This window comes from Pseudomonas sp. W15Feb9B (assembly GCF_000828175.1).
Classification (GTDB): Bacteria; Pseudomonadota; Gammaproteobacteria; order Pseudomonadales; family Pseudomonadaceae; genus Aquipseudomonas; species Aquipseudomonas parakoreensis.
Genome location: NZ_JTKF01000004.1, coordinates 96172 through 115406 on the forward strand (window position 1 = coordinate 96172; position 19235 = coordinate 115406).

Below are 19235 nucleotides of genomic sequence, written 5' to 3' on the forward strand. Positions count from 1 at the left end.
CACTCACGCCTTGTCCGTCGCGGACGCCGACGGCAAGGTGAAACCGGATACCGAACGGCGCAGCTGACTGGCCATCTTCGCCAGGTTGCCGATGCTCTCGGCGGTGGCGGTCGAGCCAGACGAAGTCTGCGAGGTGATCTGCTGGATCACGTTCATCGTCAGCGAGATTTGCCCGGCCGACGAGGTCTGCTGCTGTGCCGCGTTGGAGATGCTCTGGATCAGCGCCGCAAGGGTTTTCGAAACACCTTCGATTTCTTCCAGCGCCACACCGGCATCCTGCGCCAGTCGCGCGCCACGCACCACTTCGGTGGTGGTCTGCTCCATGGAAATCACCGCTTCGTTGGTGTCGGTCTGAATCGCCCTCACCAGCGTTTCGATCTGCCGGGTGGCGGCGGACGAGCGCTCGGCCAGCCGCTGCACTTCATCGGCAACCACGGCAAAACCGCGTCCGGCGTCCCCGGCCATCGAGGCCTGAATCGCCGCGTTGAGCGCGAGAATGTTGGTCTGGTCGGCAATGTCGTCGATCAGGCTGACGATGTCGCCGATTTCCTGGGACGACTCGCCGAGGCGCTTGATGCGTTTGGCGGTGTCCTGAATCTGTTCGCGGATGTTGTCCATGCCGTGGATGGTGTTGTGCACCACCTCGTTGCCCTTGTTGGCGATTTCCACGGAACGCTCGGCCACCGCCGAGGACTCAGCGGCGTTGGCCGACACCTGATCGATGGACTGGGCCATGTCGCTGATCGCGGTCGAGGCTTCGGAAATCTGCTGCGCCTGATGCTCCGAGGCCTGGGCCAAGTGCATGGCAGTGGCCTGGGTTTCCTGCACGGCGGCAGCCACCTGGCCGGCGGTGAGGTTGATGGTCGCAACCAGATCGCGCAGTTGGTCGACCGAGTAGTTGATCGAGTCGGCGATGGTCCCGGTGAAGTCTTCGGTCACCGAGGCGGTCACCGTCAGGTCACCGTCGGCGAGGTCTTCGATCTCGTCGAGCAGGCGCATGATCGCGTTCTGGTTACGCTCGTTCTTCTCGGCGGTCTCGCGCAACTGGCGGTTGGTTTCGCGGACCATGACCATGCCGATCAGGATGATCGAGGCCAGTGCCAGCAAGCCCAGGACGTAGCCGCCAATGGTGTCGGTGCTGCGCCCGCCGGCAAGGTTTTCGAAACCGCTGGCGAGGTGCGAAGCCTCATCAAGCAGGGTCTGCGACAGGCTGAAGATGTTGCTCGCCGATTCACGGACCTTGAACAGCTCCGGCGAGGTTTCGAGGATTTCGTCCACGGAGCCGGAGACGAACTGGAACAGCTCGGAAATTTCACTCAGGCGCGCACGGGCATCGCGGTCTTCGACCTGGCTGATTTTCAGGGTCGGGTTGCCCTGCAACATACCGTTGAGCACCTGGCCGAAACGGGTGGCGTCGCGGCCAAAAGCGTCGGCGGCCTGCTGCGAGTTTTCGTCGCCTGCAAGCACGGTGTTGACCGCGCCGAGAATGCGTTCGGCCAGCAGCGATTGGCGCTGGGCCATCGCCACTTGCGCCGCCGGGGCGCCGCGTTGCAGGAGAATTTCGACGACTTTTTCGTATTCGATCTGCAACTGCGGCACAGTTTCGGCCAGGGTCGCGGCGACCTGATGCAGCGAGAGTACGGTCTGTTCGCTGGAGAGAATCGCGTCGGTGTTTTTCAGCAGGCGTTCCCAATCCAGCTGCACCGCGCGCATTTCCGGGCGCACGGCGGCTGGTGCGGGTGGCAGGCCGGTGGCCGGGTCGCCCTTTTTCAGATAACCCCAGCGCTGGGCAAAATCGTTGCGCGCATCGCTCAGCAGCTTGAACGCGGCGGCCTTGCCGGCGGCGGCCTCGGTGGCGTTCTTGGCGATGCGTTGCGACAGCACGCGCAGCTCACCGGCGTGGCCGATGTACTGCTTGTCGTAATTGGCCTGGGTGTTGAGGTAGGCGAAGTTGGCGAACAGCAGCATGATGAACACGATCAGTGCGATGAACAGCACGATGATCTGCGAACGACTGCGCGACCCTTCTGCCGACTTGCCTGTTTTTGCTTTTGTCATCGGTCCTCGCCTATTCCCGCGCCATTTAAAGCTCACCGAAAACCCTGTGGGAGCGGGCTTGCCCGCGATGAGGCCGGCACATCCGACATCTATGGCGACTGATCTGACGCCATCGCGGGCAAGCCCGCTCCCACAGATTTGGGTGGTGTTTCGACTAAATCGCGACGCTCATGAACACCGGCGATTTGGCCAGCGCAAACAGGCTGAACACCCGCCAGTTCTGCTCACGCCGGAAATAGCCTTTGACGAACTCGGCCTTGGAGCCTTGGCGCTTGCTGATCGAGATCGGTTCGAAGCTGTCCTGCTCGAAGTGCTGCAGGCCGAACACCTCATCCACCAGCAGCCCGGCAAACACGTCGTTGTGCTCCACCACCAACACCCGCCGCTGTTTGCGCAGCGGTGACAGTTCGTGACCGAAAAAGCCGCACAGGTCCATGATCGGCAGCAAGCGCCCACGCAGGTTAGCCACCCCTTTGACCCACGGCTTGACCCCGGGCAACTGAGTGCAGCGCGGTTCGTGCAGCACTTCGCTGACTTCGCCCATCGGCGTCACGTACCAATGCTCGCCGAGGCGAAAACCGATGCCGCTCCAGCGATCCTGACGGCCGGGCTGCGACGGCAGGTCCGCCGCCAGCAGACGGCAGCGCTGGTCGATCTGCCACAGCAGTTCGAACGCGGTCAGCGACTGGTTCATGGCCGCGCGATCAACCGGCCAGCACGTTGTTCAGGGTCTTGATCAGCATGTCTTCTTCGACCGGTTTGGTCAGGTAATCCTTCGCACCCTGGCGCGTGCCCCAAACCTTGTCGGTTTCCTGATCCTTGGTGGTGATGATGATCACCGGAATATGGCTGGTCTCGGCATCCTTGGTCAGTTGCCGGGTGGCCTGAAAGCCGTTGAGGCCGGGCATGACGATGTCCATCAGCACGGCGTCGGGTTTTTCCTGACGGGCCAGGGCCACGCCGTCGGCGCCGTTTTCGGCCTTGAGCACTTCATGGCCGTGCTTTTCCAGCATGCCGGTGAGTTTGTACATTTCAGTCGGCGAATCATCGACGATCAGGATACGTGCCATGGTCTTCCCCATTTTTCTTGTCGACTCCCGGCCCGCTGGCCGAGCGTCACTGTACGTGTCTTACTGCGGCAAAACGGCGGCAAAGCCCGGAACGTGGGCCTGAATCGCGTCGAGCAGTTCTTCCTTGCTGAAAGGCTTGGTCAAAAATTGATCAGAACCGACAATCCGCCCCTTGGCCTTGTCGAACAGCCCGTCACGCGACGACAGCATGATCACTGGCGTGGCCTTGAACGCACTGTTGTTCTTGATTAAAGCGCAGGTCTGATAACCATCCAGACGCGGCATCATGATGTCGACAAAAATGATCCCGGGGTGGTTGTCGGCGATCTTGGCCAACGCGTCGAAGCCGTCGATGGCCGTGATGACCTCGCAGCCCACATTCTTCAACAGCGTTTCGGCGGTGCGACGAATCGTTTTCGAGTCGTCGATCACCATGACCTTCAAGGCGCTGGACTGCTGTTCCATAAGGGGGCTCTACCGTCGCCTTTGCGAATCAAATTGTCCGTTTTGCGATGAGTAATGGCTGGAAACCCTTGATGCTCAAGGGCCAGCACGCTATGCCAGCCTTTTTAGCACAGTCTCCAGATGCAATCTATCGACGGGTTTTTCCTTGACCGAAAACCCGCCCGGAGCCACTCTGGCGGCACTTTTTCAATACCGATCCGGTAGCCAATTTTCGAGGAAAACCCAATGAGCGTTCGCGTCGGGATTGTCATGGACCCTATCGCCAGCATTTCCTATAAAAAGGATAGCTCGCTGGCCATGCTGCTGGCCGCGCAGAAACGTGGCTGGGAACTGTTCTACATGGAACAGCGCGACCTGTATCAGGCCGAAGGTCAGGCCCGGGCGCGCATGAAGCCGCTGAAAGTCTTCGCCAACCCGGAAAAATGGTTCGAACTGGACGCCGAGCAGGACAACCTGCTGAGCGACCTGGACGTGATCCTGATGCGCAAGGATCCGCCGTTCGACATGGAGTTCGTCTACTCCACCTACCTGCTGGAACAGGCCGAAACCGCCGGCGTGCTGGTGGTCAACAAACCGCAGAGCCTGCGCGACTGCAACGAGAAGCTGTTCGCCACGCTGTTCCCGCAGTGCACCCCGCCGACCATCGTCAGCCGTCGTCCGGACGTGCTGCGTGAATTCGCCGACCACCATGGCGACGTCATCCTCAAGCCGCTGGACGGCATGGGCGGTTCGTCGATCTTCCGTCATACCGCCGGTCACCCGAACCTGTCGGTGATCCTTGAAACCCTGACGCTGCACGGCAAGCAGCAGATCATGATTCAGGGTTACCTGCCGGCCATCGTCGATGGTGACAAACGCATCCTGATGATCGACGGCGAGCCGGTGGATTACTGCCTGGCACGGATTCCGGCCCAGGGCGAAACCCGTGGCAACCTCGCCGCCGGTGGTCGTGGTGAAGCGCGGCCGCTGACCGACAAGGATCGCTGGATCGCCGCGCAAGTCGGCCCGACCCTGCGTGAGAAAGGCCTGCTGTTCGTCGGTCTGGATGTGATCGGTGAGCACCTGACGGAAATCAACGTCACCAGCCCGACCTGCATCCGCGAAATCGACAACGCATTCGGCACCGACATCGGCGGCATGCTGATGGACGCGATCGACAAGAAGCTGCAAGCCGCCGGCAAAAAGCCACAAGCTTGATGCACGTCACATGCAGTCTGTCGCTTGAAGCGTGAAGCCCAAGGCGTGAAACCAACATTGCGTTATCATGCGCAGCCTCTGAAAAACGCGATGTTGGTTTTCTTGTCATGACCCTCCCGTCCGATCTGCCCGCAGAACTCGCCCAGCGTGGCGTGCGCCCGGCCGATCGCCTCGGTTTTACCCTGTTTCTCGCGGCGCTGATTCATTTGGCGCTGCTGCTCGGCGTGGGCTTCACCATGGTCGAGCCCAAGCAAATCAGCAAAACCCTGGAAATCACCCTCGCCACCTTCAAGAGCGAAACCAAGCCGAAAAAGGCGGATTTTCTCGCTCAGGAAAACCAGGAAGGCAGCGGCACCCTCGACAAGAAGGCGATTCCCAAGACCACCGAGGTCGCGCCGTTCCAGGACAATCAGGTCAAGAAAGTCACCCCGCCTCCGGCCGCCAAGCCAGAAGTACGCGAGGCCGCGCCGAAAGCTGCGGTGACCACGGTGGCGCCGAAACAGCAAAAGGCGCCGACCAAGAAAGAAGAAACCAAAACCGAAACCAAGCCTGCGGTCAACGCGCCGACATTCGACAGCTCGCAGCTGTCCAGCGACATCGCCAGCCTCGAAGCCGAACTGGCCAACGAACAACAGCTGTACGCCAAACGCCCGCGGATTCACCGCTTGAGCGCGGCCTCGACCATGCGCGACAAGGGCGCCTGGTACAAGGACGACTGGCGCAAGAAGGTCGAGCGCATCGGCAACCTCAATTACCCGGAAGAAGCGCGGCGCAAGCAGATTTACGGCAACCTGCGCCTGATGGTTTCGATCAACCGCGACGGCTCGCTGTATGAAGTGCTGGTGCTCGAGTCCTCCGGCCAGCCGCTGCTGGATCAGGCGGCGCAGCGCATCGTCCGACTGGCGGCACCGTTCGCGCCGTTTACCGGCGATCTGTCGGATATCGACCGACTGGAAATCATCCGCACCTGGAAATTCGCCCGGGGCGACAAGCTTTCCAGCAACTGACCGCCGGCATAAGGGCTTTTGTGGCGAGGGAGCTTGCTCCCGCTGGGCTGCGAAGCGGCCCCCTGGCATTTTTCAGACACACCTGGATATCAGATTTTACGACTGCTGCGCAGCCGGGCGGGAGCAAGCTCCCTCGCCACAGGGGGCGGGCAGACCATTTGCAACGCATCTCCAGCTTGTCAGTTCGCCCCTTGAACGCCACACTATCGCTCATGAAAAACGTCAGCCCCAGCTACCTCAAGCATCATTTCCTGATCGCCATGCCGCACATGGCCGACCCGAACTTTGCCCACACCTTGACCTACATCGTCGAGCACACGGCCAATGGCGCCATGGGGCTGGTGGTCAATCGACCGCAAGAGCTGAATCTGGCTGACATCCTCGAGCAATTGCGCCCGGACATCGATCCGCCAGCGCTGTGCCAGCATGTGCCGATCTTCATCGGTGGCCCGGTGCAGACCGATCGCGGTTTCGTCCTGCACCCGTCGGGCAAGACCTTTCAGGCCACCGTCGAACTGGACGGTGATCTGGCGCTGTCCACCTCGCAGGACGTGCTGTTCGCCATCGCCGACGGCGTAGGCCCGGCGAAAAGCGTAATCACCCTTGGTTATGCCGGTTGGGAAGCCGGGCAACTGGAGGCCGAGCTGGCCGACAACGCTTGGCTGACCTGCCCGTACGACGCCGACATCCTGTTCAACACCAGCAGCGAGCTGCGTCTGGAAGCGGCGGCACGGCACCTGGGGATCAACCTCAGCCTGCTGACCAGTCAGGCGGGGCACGCCTGATGGCCCTGCGCCTGATTCTCGGCTTCGACTACGGCACCAAACAGATCGGCGTTGCGGTCGGCCAGGTGATTACCGGCCAGGCCCGTGAGCTGTGCACCCTGAAAGCGCAGAACGGCGTGCCCGACTGGAATCAGGTCGAAGCGCTGTTCAAGGAATGGAAACCCGACGCCGTGGTGGTCGGCCTGCCGCTGAACATGGACGGTACGCCCAGCGAGATGTGCCTGCGCGCGGAGAAATTCGCCCGCCGTCTCAATGGCCGTTTCAATGTGCCCTTCTATACCCACGACGAACGCCTGACCACCTTTGAAGCCAAGGGTGAGCGACTGGTGCGTGGCGGGCAGAAAGGCAGTTACCGCGACAACCCGGTGGACGCCATCGCCGCCGCTCTGCTGCTGCAGGGCTGGCTCGATGAAAACACTGCATTGTTTGAATCCTGACAAGCGCTTCGGCGCTTTTCTTTTGGTTATAAACCCAGCCACGTCCGGCAGGACGCGGCTCGGAATCACGAAGGAGCATCCATGAGCCTGCCCAATCCCGCCGATCTGATCAGCCAGATGGCGACCCGCCTCAAGGCGCACCTTGCACAGCGTGATATCAGCGAACCGCGTTACATCGGCATTCGCACCGGTGGTATCTGGGTCGCACAGGCCCTGCTCAAGGAACTGGGCAGTGACGCGCCGCTGGGCACGCTGGATGTTTCCTTCTACCGCGACGACTTCAGCCAGAACGGCCTGCACCCGCAAGTGCGTCCGTCGGCCCTGCCCTTCGAGATCGAAGGCCAGCATCTGGTGCTGATCGATGACGTATTGATGAGTGGCCGGACCATCCGCGCCGCCATGAACGAACTGTTCGACTACGGCCGCCCGGCCAGCGTGACCCTGGTCTGCCTGCTCGACCTGGACGCCGGCGAGCTGCCGATCCGCCCGAACGTGGTCGGCGCGACCCTGTCGCTGGCCGCCAATGAGCGGGTCAAGCTGTCCGGCCCGGAGCCGCTGACGCTCGAACTGCAAGACCTGAATTCCTAACCCGCCCTTATTGAGAGTCCCCCTCGCGATGACGCCTCTAGATACCAAGCGCCCGCTGCAGCTCAATGATCAGGGCCAGCTGCGCCACTTCCTCTCGCTCGACGGCCTGCGCCGCGAGTTGCTGACGGAAATCCTCGACACTGCCGACTCGTTCCTCGAAGTCGGTGCCCGGGCGGTGAAGAAGGTCCCGTTGCTGCGCGGCAAGACCGTGTGCAACGTGTTCTTCGAAAACTCCACCCGCACCCGCACCACCTTCGAACTGGCGGCCCAGCGGCTGTCGGCGGACGTGATCACCCTGAACGTGTCGACCTCGTCGGCCAGCAAGGGCGAAACCCTGCTCGACACCCTGCGCAACCTCGAGGCCATGGCCGCCGACATGTTCGTCGTGCGCCACGGTGATTCCGGCGCCGCACACTTCATCGCCGAGCATGTCTGCCCGCAGGTGGCGATCATCAACGGCGGCGACGGCCGTCATGCGCACCCGACCCAGGGCATGCTCGACATGCTGACCATCCGTCGGCACAAGGGCGGTTTCGAAAACCTCTCGGTGGCGATTGTCGGCGACATCCTGCACTCGCGGGTCGCGCGCTCGAACATGCTGGCCCTGAAGACCCTGGGCTGCCCTGACATCCGCGTGATCGCGCCGAAGACCCTGCTGCCGATCGGCATCGAGCAGTACGGCGTCAAGGTCTACACCGACATGAACGAAGGCCTCAAGGACGTCGACGTGGTAATCATGCTGCGCCTGCAGCGCGAGCGCATGAGCGGCGGCCTGCTGCCGAGTGAAGGCGAGTTCTATCGCCTGTTCGGCCTGACCACCGCACGTCTGGCCGGAGCCAAGCCCGATTGCATCGTCATGCACCCGGGGCCGATCAACCGTGGCGTGGAAATCGAGTCCGCGGTGGCCGACGGCCCGCACTCGGTGATCCTCAATCAAGTCACCTACGGCATCGCGATCCGCATGGCCGTGCTGTCCATGGCCATGAGCGGGCAAACAGCGCAACGTCAATTCGAGCAGGAGAACGCCCAGTGAAGCTCAGCATTCTCGGCGCCCGCGTCATCGATCCAAGCAGCGGCCTGGATCAAATCACCGATATCCACGTTGAAGCCTGCAAGATCGTCGCCCTTGGCGCCGCACCCGCCGGTTTCACTGCCGTTGAAACCATCGACGCTCAAGGCCTCGTTGCCGCGCCCGGGCTGGTCGATCTGAACGTCGCCCTGCGCGAACCGGGCTACAGCCGCAAAGGCAGCATCGTCAGCGAAACCCGCGCGGCGGCGGCGGGCGGCGTGACCAGTCTGTGCTGCCCGCCGAAAACCAAACCGGTACTCGACACCTCGGCCGTGGCCGAACTGATCCTCGACCGCGCCCGCGAAGCCGGCAACACCAAGGTGTTTCCGATTGGCGCGCTGAGCAAAGGCCTGGACGGCGAACAGCTGGCAGAGCTGGTGGCGCTGCGCGACGCCGGGTGTGTGGCGTTCGGCAATGGTCTGGAGAGTTTCCGCAACACCCGCACCCTGTGCCGGGCACTGGATTACGCGGCCACTTTCGACCTGACAGTGATTTTCAATTCGCAGGATCACGATCTGGCCGATGGCGGTCTAGCCCATGAAGGTGCCGTTGCCAGTTTCCTTGGCTTGCCGGGCATTCCGGAAACTGCGGAAACCGTGGCTCTGGCTCGCGATCTGCTGCTGGTCGAGCAGACCGGCGTGCGCGCGCACTTCAGCCAGTTGACCAGCGCGCGCGGCGTGGCTCTGATCGCTCAGGCGCAGGCCCGTGGCTTGCAGGTCACTGCAGATGTCGCCCTGTATCAGTTGATTCTCACCGATGAAGCGCTGATCGACTTCAGCAGCCTGTATCACGTGCAACCGCCGCTGCGCACCCGCGCCGACCGCGACGGCCTGCGTGAAGCGGTGAAGTCCGGGGTGATTTCGGCGATATCCAGCCATCACCAGCCGCATGAGCGCGACGCCAAACTGGCGCCGTTCGGCGCGACCGAGCCGGGCATCAGCAGTGTTGAATTGCTGCTGCCGCTGGCGATGACGCTGGTTGACGATGGCTTGCTGGACCTGCCGACCCTGCTGGCGCGCCTGAGCACTGGGCCTGCGGACGCGCTGCGTTTGCCGGCGGGCAAACTGGAAGTCGGCGGCGCGGCGGATATCGTGCTGTTCGATCCGAAGGCGTCCACCGTGGCCGGTGAAGGCTGGCTGTCGAAGGGCGAGAACTGCCCGTTCCTCGGGCACAGCCTGCCGGGCGTGGTGCGTTACACCTTGGTGGATGGGCGGATCAGCCACCAGGCGTAACGCTGTGGCGAGGGAGCTTGCTCCCGCCGGGCTGCGCAGCAGACCTTCTTTTGGATCAAGAGAGGGGCCGCTTCGCGACCCAGCGGGAGCAAGCTCCCTCGCCACAATTACTGGAAAGCGCCGCGATTCTGCGCGTTGCGCACGGATACCTGATCATTCAGGGTCCAGAAGTCATACAGCACCCCGACAAAGAACAACCCGCCGGTCAGCAGATACAGCAACCCGCTGATCCACTTGCCCTGGTACATCCGGTGCACGCCGAACACGCCCAGGAACGTCAGCAGAATCCACGCCACGTTGTATTCGATCGGCCCTGCGGTGAAACGCAGATCCGCCTCGCGATCCATTGCCGGGATCAGGAACACGTCGATCAGCCAGCCAATGCCCAGCAGACCGAAGGTGAAGAACCAGATCGTCCCGGTCACCGGCTTGCCGTAATAGAAGCGGTGAGCGCCAGTGAAACCAAAAATCCACAGCAGATAACCGATGATTTTGCTGTGCGTATCCTGCGGTGCAGCGACCTGCTGATAGCGGTTCATGAAGACCTCGATTCACTCGATAGATAAATTTTCTTTAATTCTTTGTGACTTTTTTACAGGGAGCCGACGTACGGCAAATGATACTGTGTCGTCCGTCAAAGCCTTATACCACCGGACTTCTGTCGGACAATCGCGTCCATTTGCCGCTTGTTTGGTTCCGTTGCCTCCCGATTGAATCGACCAACGGCCTCGGAAGGGACAAAAAAGCTGTTATAAAGTTGCGCGCTACCACCTAAGAGCCACGCCTAATGCGACCATTTTTCAAGACATGGCTAACTATTTGCCTATTAATGCCACTGGCCGCCCACGCCACCAATCGTGAGCAACGTCTTCCCAACGTTAACGGTTTCACTCCTAAATCCCATGCTTCGGCTCCTTCGAGCAAGAGCAGCAAACAAACGAAACACACCACGCTCGCCAGCAAGAATCACGGCAAGCTGGTGCCACCGATGGCCAACAAGGAAAGCAGCAACGTCCTGAGCCGTGCGGTGAACGTCCTCGGTACTCCCTACCGTTGGGGCGGCAGCAGCCCAAGTAAAGGCTTCGACTGCAGCGGTCTGGTCAAATATGCGTTCAACGATTCCACGTTCGACCTGCCACGCACCTCCAACGCCATGGCCAGCGGGCATGGTGAGAAAGTCGAACGCAAGGACCTGAAACCGGGCGACCTGATTTTCTTCAACATCAAGAGCCGCCGGGTCAACCACGTTGCCATCTACCTGGGCAACGACCGCTTCATCCACGCACCACGCCGTGGCAAAGCGGTCAGCATCGATACGCTGAACAAGCCGTACTGGGAACAGCACTACGTGGTTGCCAAGCGTGTGCTGCCGAAAGAACCGGGCGGCAAGCAGATGCGCGTGGTTCAGCGCTGAAACACGATCAACTGTGGCGAGGGAGCTTGCTCCCGCCGGGCTGCGCAGCAGCCCCAAAATCTTGTGAGCGCTACGCGCTCAAGCGGGAGCAAGCTCCCTCGCCACAGGTGCATTCCAGCCTTTAGAAATTATCCGGCGTACGCGCCTTTTCCCGCGCATGCTCGCGGCTGATCAAGCCCTTGGTCACCAGTTCCTTCAGGCACATGTCGAGTGTCTGCATCCCCAACGACCCACCGGTCTGAATCGCCGAATACATCTGCGCCACCTTGTCCTCGCGGATCAGGTTCCGGATCGCCGACGTTCCCAGCATGATCTCGTGCGCCGCCACCCGCCCGCCACCGATCTTCTTGATCAGCGTTTGCGACACCACCGCCAGCAGCGACTCGGACAACATTGAACGCACCATGGACTTCTCGTCGCCCGGGAACACATCGACAACTCGGTCGATGGTCTTGGCGGCCGACGTCGTGTGCAGCGTGCCGAACACCAGGTGCCCGGTCTCGGCGGCAGTCAGTGCGAGGCGGATGGTTTCCAGGTCGCGCATCTCACCCACCAGGATCACGTCCGGGTCTTCGCGTAGCGCCGAGCGCAATGCCGTGGCGAAACTGCGGGTATCGCGATGGACTTCGCGCTGATTGATCAGGCATTTGCGCGATTCGTGGACAAACTCGATCGGGTCTTCGATGGTGAGAATGTGATGATGGCGATGGGTGTTGAGGTAGTCGATCATCGCCGCCAGCGTGGTCGACTTGCCGGAACCGGTCGGCCCGGTCACCAGCACCAGCCCGCGTGGCGCATCGGTGATCTTGCGAAACACATCGCCCATGGCGAGGTCTTCCATGCTCAGCACTTTCGACGGAATGGTGCGGAACACCGCACCGGCGCCACGATTCTGGTTAAACGCATTGACCCGAAAACGCGCGACGCCGGGAACCTCGAACGAGAAATCCGTTTCCAGGTGTTTCTCGAAGTCGACGCGCTGGGTGTCGTTCATGATGTCGTAGATCAATTCGTGCACTTGCTTGTGATCCAGCGCCGGCAGATTGATCCGCCGCACATCGCCATCGACGCGGATCATCGGCGGCAGACCGGCCGACAGGTGCAGGTCGGAAGCGCCCTGTTTGGCGCTGAACGCCAGCAGTTCAGTGATATCCATAGCGTCCCTCAATTCCAGTAGAATGCCGCGAACCTTCAGACCGCCGGCGCCTCTTGATGTCCACGATAGCAGACAACATTCTTCAGGTTAGTTCGCGCATCCAGGCTGCCACCGCAGCGGCCGGGCGCAGTGAAAACAGCGTGCAGTTGCTGGCGGTCAGCAAGACCAAACCCGCACAAGACCTGCGTGAAGCCTACGCCGCCGGCCTGCGTGACTTTGGCGAGAACTATCTGCAGGAAGCCTTGGGCAAACAGCTCGAACTGGCCGACCTGCCCTTGATCTGGCACTTCATCGGCCCCATTCAATCGAACAAGACTCGCGCTATCGCCGAGCATTTCGACTGGGTGCACTCCGTGGATCGCCTGAAAATTGCCCAACGCCTGTCCGAACAGCGCCCGGCCGAGCTGCCGCCGCTGAACATCTGCATTCAGGTCAACGTCAGTGGTGAGGCCAGCAAGTCCGGCTGCACCCCGGCCGACCTGCCGGCGCTGGCCGAGGCCATCAGCGCCCTGCCCCGATTGAAACTGCGCGGGCTGATGGCGATTCCCGAGCCGACCGAAGATCGCGCCGAACAAGACGCCGCTTTTGCTGCCGTGCAACGTTTGCAGGCCAGCCTGAATCTGCCGCTCGACACACTTTCCATGGGCATGAGCCACGACCTCGAGTCGGCCATCGCCCAAGGCGCCACCTGGGTGCGGATCGGTACCGCCCTGTTTGGTGCCAGAGATTACGGTCAGCAATGACCGACAGCCATCTGAAAAAGGACCTGACATGAGCAACACACGTATTGCCTTTATCGGTGCCGGCAACATGGCCGCCAGTCTGATCGGCGGCCTGCGCGCCAAGGGTCTGCAAGCCAGCCACATCCGCGCCAGCGATCCGGGTGAAGAAACCCGCCAACGCGTCAGCGCCGAACACGGCATCGAAACCTTCGCTGACAACGCGCAGGCCATCGACGGTGTCGACGTGATCGTGCTGGCGGTCAAGCCACAGGCGATGAAAGCCGTGTGCGAAGCCATCCGTCCAAGCCTGAAACCGCAGCAACTGGTGGTGTCGATCGCAGCCGGCATCACCTGCGCGAGCATGACTGCTTGGCTCGGCGAGCAGCCGATCGTGCGCTGCATGCCGAACACCCCGGCGCTGCTGCGTCAGGGCGTCAGCGGTTTGTACGCCACCAGCGAAGTGACTGCCGAACAGCGTCAGCAGGCTGAAGAGCTGCTGTCCGCCGTGGGCATTGCGCTGTGGCTGGACGAAGAGCAGCAACTCGATGCGGTGACCGCCGTCTCCGGTTCCGGCCCGGCGTACTTCTTCCTGCTGATCGAAGCGATGACCGCTGCTGGCGTCAAACTCGGCCTGCCAAAGGAAATCGCCGAGCAACTGACCCTGCAAACGGCGCTGGGCGCCTCGCACATGGCGGTATCCAGCGATGTCGACGCTGCCGAGCTGCGCCGCCGCGTGACGTCGCCAAATGGCACCACAGAGGCCGCGATCAAATCATTCGAGGCTAATGGCTTCGAAGCCCTGGTGGAAAAAGCACTCGGCGCCGCCGCGCACCGCTCGGCCGAAATGGCCGAACAACTGGGCAAATAAGGAGCCTTACATGATTGGATTGAACACCGCAGCGGTTTACGTGCTGCAAACCCTCGGCAGCCTGTACCTGCTGATCGTGCTGTTGCGCTTCGTCCTGCAACTGGTGCGCGCGAACTTCTACAACCCGCTGTGCCAGTTCGTGGTCAAGGCCACCCAGCCGCTGCTCAAGCCGCTGCGCCGGATCATCCCGAGCCTGTTCGGCCTGGATATGTCATCGCTGGTGCTGGCAATTCTGGTGCAACTGGCCTTGATGGCCCTGACCCTGCTGCTGACCTACGGCACCACCGGTAACCCGCTGCAGCTGTTCATCTGGTCGATCATCGGCGTGACCGCGCTGTTCCTGAAGATCTTCTTCTTCGCCCTGATCATCAGCGTGATCCTGTCGTGGGTCGCCCCAGGCAGCCACAACCCGGGCGCTGAACTGGTCAACCAGATCTGCGAGCCGGCGCTGGCACCGTTCCGCAAGATTCTGCCGAACCTCGGCGGTCTGGACCTGTCGCCGATCTTCGCCTTCCTCGCGCTGAAGCTGATCGACATGCTGGTGATCAACAATCTGGCGGCGATGACGATGATGCCGGAAATCCTGCGCCTGCTGATGTGAGCTGGTTTCGCTGGGACGGGGACGATTTGATCCTCGAATGTCATCTGCAACCGGCAGCCCGCAGCGATGATTTCGCCGGGCTGCACGGTGACCGCCTGAAGATACGCCTGACCGCGCCGCCGGTCGAGGGCAAGGCCAATGCGTATCTGATGGGCTTTCTGGCCAAGGCGTTTGGGGTGTCCAAAAGCCAGGTCAGTTTGCTCAGCGGCGAGCTGAACCGGCAGAAACGGGTGAAGATCTGTTCGCCGAAGAAGCTGCCGGAGTTGCCAGGGTTGTTTGGGCGCTTGTCTTGAGTTTTGCGGCGTCTGTACCCCTCACCCCAGCCCTCTCCCCCTGGAGAGGGAGCCGATCCAGGGTGTTTTCAGAAACTGAGTTCAGCCCGGATAGATCAGGTCGGTGTAGCTCAAAAGAACACCTCGGTCGGTCCCCTCTACCTCTGGGAGAGGGCTAGGGTGAGGGCCGCTTGCCGCTAACCCCCCCGGTCTTTAGACTTACGCCTCATTTCAACGAGAGCAGGGTCGATGCCAGCTGCCTTTCCCCCCGATTCTGTTGGTCTGGTGACGCCGCAAACGGCGCACTTCAGTGAACCTCTGGCTCTGGCCTGTGGCCGTTCGCTGCCCGCCTACGACCTGATCTACGAAACCTACGGCACGCTGAACGCGCAGGCGAGCAACGCCGTGCTGATCTGCCACGCCTTGTCCGGGCATCATCATGCCGCCGGCTATCACAGCGTCGACGACCGCAAGCCCGGTTGGTGGGACAGCTGCATCGGCCCGGGCAAACCGATCGACACCAATAAGTTCTTCGTGGTCAGCCTGAACAATCTGGGCGGCTGCAACGGCTCCACTGGCCCGAGCAGTATCAATCCGGAAACCGGCAAGCCATTTGGCGCCGACTTCCCGGTGCTCACCGTAGAAGACTGGGTGCACAGCCAGGCGCGTCTGGCCGACCGGCTCGGCATTCGTCAGTTCGCCGCCGTGATCGGTGGCAGCCTCGGCGGCATGCAGGCCTTGCAGTGGACCATCACCTACCCGGATCGCGTGCGTCACTGCCTGGCTATCGCCTCGGCGCCCAAGCTGTCGGCGCAGAACATCGCCTTCAACGAAGTCGCGCGTCAGGCGATCCTCACCGACCCGGAATTCCACGGTGGTTCGTTCCAGGAACAAGGGGTGATCCCCAAGCGTGGGCTGATGCTGGCGCGGATGGTCGGGCACATCACCTACCTGTCCGACGACTCCATGGGCGAGAAATTCGGCCGTGGCCTGAAGAGTGAAAAGCTCAACTACGACTTCCACAGCGTCGAGTTTCAGGTCGAGAGCTATCTGCGCTATCAGGGTGAAGAATTCTCCGGGCGTTTCGATGCCAACACCTACCTGTTGATGACCAAGGCGCTGGACTACTTCGATCCGGCGGCGAACTTCGACGATAACCTGGCAAAAACTTTCGAAAACGCCACCGCCAAGTTCTGCGTGATGTCGTTCACCACCGACTGGCGCTTCTCCCCGGCCCGCTCGCGGGAGCTGGTGGACGCGCTGATGGCGGCACGCAAAGACGTGAGTTATCTGGAGATCGATGCGCCACAGGGCCACGACGCCTTCCTGATTCCGATTCCGCGCTATTTGCAGGCGTTCGGCAATTACATGAACCGAATTACGGTGTGAACAAGCCATGAGAGCTGATCTGGAAATCATCCAGGAATGGATCCCCGCCGGCAGCCGCGTGCTCGACCTCGGCTGCGGCGACGGCGAACTGCTGACCTGGCTGCGCGACAACAAGAATGTCACCGGTTATGGCCTGGAAAACGACGCCGACAACATCGCCGAATGCGTGGCCAAGGGTATCAACGTCATCGAGCAGGACCTGGACAAGGGCCTGGGCAACTTCGCCAGCAACAGTTTCGACATCGTCGTCATGACTCAGGCCCTGCAAGCCGTGCATTACCCGGACAAGATCCTCGACGAAATGCTGCGGGTCGGTCGTCAGTGCATCATCACCTTCCCCAACTTCGGGCACTGGCGCTGCCGCTGGTACCTGGCAAGCAAGGGCCGGATGCCGGTGTCGGAATTTCTGCCGTACACCTGGTACAACACGCCGAACATTCACTTCTGCACCTTCGAAGACTTTGAAGAACTTTGTCGCGAACGTGATGCGAAGGTCATTGATCGGCTTGCCGTGGATCAACAGCACCGCCACGGGTGGGCCAGTAAGCTATGGCCTAATCTGTTAGGTGAGATTGGTATCTACCGCGTCAGCAGCCCGGTGCTTGCAGATCATCGGGTCGCGGTCTGAACCACGACATTTCGAGGAGAACGATCATGGGTCGCTTGATTACTGTGCTATTGGCCGCCTGCCTGAGTCTGTCGGCGGTGGCCGCCGATGCCATCAAGGGCGAACGCAAGGAAGTGTTCGGTGACGTTACCGTGCACTACAACACCTTCAACTCGACCTTCCTGACACCCGAGATCGCCAAGGCAGCCGAGCTGATCCGCAGCAAGAACCAGGGCGTGATCAACGTCTCGGTAATCAAGGACGGCAAACCGCTGATCGCCAACGTCACTGGCACGATCAAAGACCTGACCAGCCAGAGCGTGCCGCTGAACTTCCGCCAGGTCACCGAACAGGGCGCGATCTACTACATCGCGCAGTACCCGGTGGAGCAGCAGGAAACCCGCACCTTTGAAATCAAGGTGCAGAACGGCGACAAGATCAACACCATCAACTTCAACCAAGAACTCTTTCCCGGCGAATGATGAACCTCACGCAACTCGTACTGGCCAGCCATAACGCCGGCAAACTCAAGGAACTCCAGGCCATGCTCGGCGATTCGGTGCAACTGCGCTCGATCGGCGAATGGAGCAAGGTCGAACCGGAGGAAACCGGTCTGTCGTTCGTCGAGAACGCGATCCTCAAGGCGCGCAATGCCGCGCGCATCTCCGGCCTGCCGGCGCTGGCCGACGATTCCGGCCTGGCGGTGGATTTCCTTGGCGGCGCGCCGGGCATCTACTCGGCGCGCTATGCCGACGGCAAGGGTGATGCGGCGAACAACGCCAAACTGCTCGACGCGCTTAAAGACGTGCCGCAAGCCGAGCGCGGTGCGCAGTTCGTCTGCGTGCTGGCACTGGTGCGGCATGCCGATGATCCGCTGCCGATCCTCTGCGAAGGCCTGTGGCACGGGCGCATCCTGACCGCCGCCAGCGGCGAGCACGGTTTCGGCTACGACCCGCTGTTCTGGGTGCCGGAGCGTGACGTGTCCAGCGCCGAACTGAGCCCGGCCGACAAAAACCAGATCAGCCACCGCGCCCGTGCAATGGATCTGCTGCGCCAGCGTCTGGGTTTGAAATGACCGACAACCCCTCCGCGTCGTCGCTGATCATCGGCGGCGCCGCCTCTTCGCCTCGGGCGCCGCTGCCGACGCTGCCGCCTCTGGCGCTGTACATCCACATCCCGTGGTGTGTACGCAAATGCCCGTATTGCGATTTCAACTCGCACACCGCCAGCCCGGTGCTGCCGGAACAGGAATACGTCGACGCGTTGCTGGCTGACCTGGATCAGGACCTGCACGCGGTGTATGGCCGTGAAATCAGCTCGATCTTCTTCGGTGGCGGTACGCCGAGCCTGTTCAGCGCGCAAGCCCTCGGGCGCTTGCTAAAAGGCGTCGAGCAGCGCATCCCGTTTGCGCACGACATCGAGATCACCCTGGAAGCCAATCCAGGCACCTTCGAGCAAGAGAAGTTCGTCGCGTATCGCAAGCTGGGGATCAATCGCCTGTCGATCGGCATCCAGAGCTTCCAGCAGCAGAAACTCGAAGCCCTCGGCCGTATCCACAACGGCGACGAAGCAGTGCGCGCGGCGGGTATGGCACGCCAGGCCGGGTTCGACAACTTCAACCTCGACCTGATGCACGGCCTGCCCGATCAGTCACTGGACGATGCCTTGAGCGACCTGCGCCAGGCCATCGAACTGAAACCGACGCACATCTCCTGGTATCAGCTGACACTGGAGCCGAACACGGTGTTCTGGAACCAGCCGCCGGTGCTGCCGGAAGACGATACGCTGTGGGACATTCAGGAAGCCGGGCAAGCGCTGCTGGCCGCGCACGGTTACGCGCAATACGAAGTCTCGGCCTATGCCCAGCCCGGGCGGCCGGCGCGGCACAACCTCAATTACTGGAGTTTCGGCGACTTCATCGGCATCGGCGCCGGCGCCCACGGCAAGCTCAGCCATCCGGACGGGCGCATCGTGCGCACCTGGAAGACACGCCTGCCAAAGGACTATCTCAACCCAGCCAAGAGTTTCCAGGCCGGCGAGAAAGCCCTGAGCAATGACGAGATGCCGTTCGAGTTCCTGATGAACGCCCTGCGCCTGACTGCCGGGGTGGAATCACGCCTGTATCCCGAACGCACCGGCCTGCCGCTGGAAAGCCTCGCAGAAGGCCGGGCAGCGGCAGAACAAAGTGGCCTGTTGCAGGTCGAACCGTCACGTCTGGCGGCCACCGAGCGCGGACAGTTGTTCCTCAACGACTTGCTGCAACAATTTCTGAACTGATTTCAGCCCCAAGGGAAAACG

At 61.6% G+C, this 19235-nt stretch carries 23 protein-coding genes; 17 read left to right on the plus strand and 6 right to left on the minus strand.

What is annotated here, in order from left to right:
* Positions 1-3 precede the first annotated feature (3 nt).
* From OC71_RS01990 to pilG, 4 genes are all read right to left on the minus strand, one after another.
* Positions 4-2058: a methyl-accepting chemotaxis protein gene (locus OC71_RS01990; protein WP_041063506.1), complete on the minus strand. Its 2055-nt coding sequence runs from the start codon at positions 2056-2058 to the stop codon at positions 4-6.
* Between the two features lie 154 nt (positions 2059-2212).
* A complete protein-coding gene (locus tag OC71_RS01995; RefSeq protein ID WP_007964098.1) occupies positions 2213-2752 on the minus strand; it encodes a chemotaxis protein CheW in 540 nt (179 codons plus the stop codon).
* 10 nt (positions 2753-2762) lie between these two features.
* Positions 2763-3128: a twitching motility response regulator PilH gene (pilH, locus tag OC71_RS02000; RefSeq protein WP_025109154.1), complete on the minus strand. Its 366-nt coding sequence runs from the start codon at positions 3126-3128 to the stop codon at positions 2763-2765.
* 60 nt (positions 3129-3188) lie between these two features.
* Complete coding sequence (gene pilG / locus OC71_RS02005; RefSeq protein ID WP_041063509.1) at positions 3189-3593, minus strand: twitching motility response regulator PilG; 405 nt, start codon at positions 3591-3593, stop codon at positions 3189-3191.
* A gap of 225 nt (positions 3594-3818) precedes the next feature.
* Between pilG and gshB the strand changes: the two genes are divergently transcribed.
* From gshB to OC71_RS02040, 7 genes are all read left to right on the plus strand, one after another.
* The gene (gene gshB, locus OC71_RS02010) at positions 3819-4790 is read left to right on the plus strand and encodes a glutathione synthase (RefSeq protein WP_041063511.1); all 972 of its coding nucleotides are present in this window, start codon (positions 3819-3821) and stop codon (positions 4788-4790) included.
* 107 nt (positions 4791-4897) lie between these two features.
* On the plus strand, positions 4898-5797 hold the full coding sequence (locus OC71_RS02015) for an energy transducer TonB (protein WP_041063513.1): 900 nt from the start codon (positions 4898-4900) through the stop codon (positions 5795-5797).
* 212 nt (positions 5798-6009) lie between these two features.
* Complete coding sequence (locus tag OC71_RS02020) at positions 6010-6582, plus strand: YqgE/AlgH family protein (protein WP_041063515.1); 573 nt, start codon at positions 6010-6012, stop codon at positions 6580-6582.
* Positions 6582-7019, plus strand: coding sequence for a Holliday junction resolvase RuvX (gene ruvX / locus OC71_RS02025; RefSeq protein ID WP_003229101.1), 438 nt, complete (start codon positions 6582-6584; stop codon positions 7017-7019). Before OC71_RS02020 ends, ruvX begins: the two co-directional genes overlap by 1 nt.
* 81 nt (positions 7020-7100) lie before the next feature.
* Positions 7101-7607 carry a bifunctional pyr operon transcriptional regulator/uracil phosphoribosyltransferase PyrR gene (pyrR, locus tag OC71_RS02030; RefSeq protein WP_007964111.1) on the plus strand — a complete coding sequence of 169 codons (507 nt, stop codon included), beginning with the start codon at positions 7101-7103 and terminating at the stop codon, positions 7605-7607.
* Between the two features lie 28 nt (positions 7608-7635).
* Positions 7636-8640 carry an aspartate carbamoyltransferase catalytic subunit gene (locus OC71_RS02035; RefSeq protein ID WP_041063517.1) on the plus strand — a complete coding sequence of 335 codons (1005 nt, stop codon included), beginning with the start codon at positions 7636-7638 and terminating at the stop codon, positions 8638-8640.
* Positions 8637-9908 carry a dihydroorotase gene (locus OC71_RS02040; protein ID WP_041063519.1) on the plus strand — a complete coding sequence of 424 codons (1272 nt, stop codon included), beginning with the start codon at positions 8637-8639 and terminating at the stop codon, positions 9906-9908. The genes OC71_RS02035 and OC71_RS02040 overlap by 4 nt, the downstream gene beginning before the upstream one ends.
* Before the next feature lie 107 nt (positions 9909-10015).
* On the opposite strand, the gene OC71_RS02045 is transcribed toward OC71_RS02040, so the two are convergent.
* On the minus strand, positions 10016-10447 hold the full coding sequence (locus OC71_RS02045; protein ID WP_041063521.1) for a TM2 domain-containing protein: 432 nt from the start codon (positions 10445-10447) through the stop codon (positions 10016-10018).
* 248 nt (positions 10448-10695) lie between these two features.
* On the opposite strand from OC71_RS02045, the gene OC71_RS02050 reads away from it, so the two are divergent.
* Positions 10696-11322, plus strand: coding sequence for a C40 family peptidase (locus OC71_RS02050; RefSeq protein WP_041063523.1), 627 nt, complete (start codon positions 10696-10698; stop codon positions 11320-11322).
* 121 nt (positions 11323-11443) lie between these two features.
* Here OC71_RS02050 and OC71_RS02055 read toward each other — a convergent pair whose 3' ends face one another.
* Positions 11444-12478, minus strand: a complete 1035-nt coding sequence (locus OC71_RS02055) for a type IV pilus twitching motility protein PilT (protein WP_041063525.1) — start codon at positions 12476-12478, stop codon at positions 11444-11446.
* A 56-nt stretch (positions 12479-12534) separates the two neighbouring features.
* Between OC71_RS02055 and OC71_RS02060 the strand changes: the two genes are divergently transcribed.
* The 9 genes from OC71_RS02060 (at position 12535) to hemW (ending at position 19214) form a co-directional block, all read left to right on the plus strand.
* A complete protein-coding gene (locus OC71_RS02060) occupies positions 12535-13221 on the plus strand; it encodes a YggS family pyridoxal phosphate-dependent enzyme (RefSeq protein WP_041063527.1) in 687 nt (228 codons plus the stop codon).
* A gap of 28 nt (positions 13222-13249) precedes the next feature.
* Complete coding sequence (proC, locus tag OC71_RS02065; protein ID WP_041063530.1) at positions 13250-14068, plus strand: pyrroline-5-carboxylate reductase; 819 nt, start codon at positions 13250-13252, stop codon at positions 14066-14068.
* A 10-nt stretch (positions 14069-14078) separates the two neighbouring features.
* Positions 14079-14669, plus strand: coding sequence for a YggT family protein (locus OC71_RS02070; protein WP_041063533.1), 591 nt, complete (start codon positions 14079-14081; stop codon positions 14667-14669).
* Positions 14666-14962 (plus strand): DUF167 domain-containing protein, encoded by a 297-nt coding sequence (locus tag OC71_RS02075; RefSeq protein WP_041063536.1) that lies wholly within the window; start codon positions 14666-14668, stop codon positions 14960-14962. The genes OC71_RS02070 and OC71_RS02075 overlap by 4 nt, the downstream gene beginning before the upstream one ends.
* 228 nt (positions 14963-15190) lie before the next feature.
* The gene (locus tag OC71_RS02080; RefSeq protein ID WP_041063539.1) at positions 15191-16330 is read left to right on the plus strand and encodes a homoserine O-acetyltransferase; all 1140 of its coding nucleotides are present in this window, start codon (positions 15191-15193) and stop codon (positions 16328-16330) included.
* A 7-nt stretch (positions 16331-16337) separates the two neighbouring features.
* Positions 16338-16958 carry a methionine biosynthesis protein MetW gene (gene metW, locus OC71_RS02085; protein ID WP_003229126.1) on the plus strand — a complete coding sequence of 207 codons (621 nt, stop codon included), beginning with the start codon at positions 16338-16340 and terminating at the stop codon, positions 16956-16958.
* 26 nt (positions 16959-16984) lie between these two features.
* On the plus strand, positions 16985-17419 hold the full coding sequence (locus OC71_RS02090) for a DUF4426 domain-containing protein (protein ID WP_041063542.1): 435 nt from the start codon (positions 16985-16987) through the stop codon (positions 17417-17419).
* Entirely contained in the window at positions 17416-18012 is a 597-nt protein-coding gene (rdgB, locus tag OC71_RS02095) for an RdgB/HAM1 family non-canonical purine NTP pyrophosphatase (RefSeq protein WP_041063545.1), read from the plus strand. The genes OC71_RS02090 and rdgB overlap by 4 nt, the downstream gene beginning before the upstream one ends.
* A complete protein-coding gene (gene hemW / locus OC71_RS02100) occupies positions 18009-19214 on the plus strand; it encodes a radical SAM family heme chaperone HemW (RefSeq protein ID WP_041063547.1) in 1206 nt (401 codons plus the stop codon). The genes rdgB and hemW overlap by 4 nt, the downstream gene beginning before the upstream one ends.
* Positions 19215-19235: the final 21 nt, after the last annotated feature.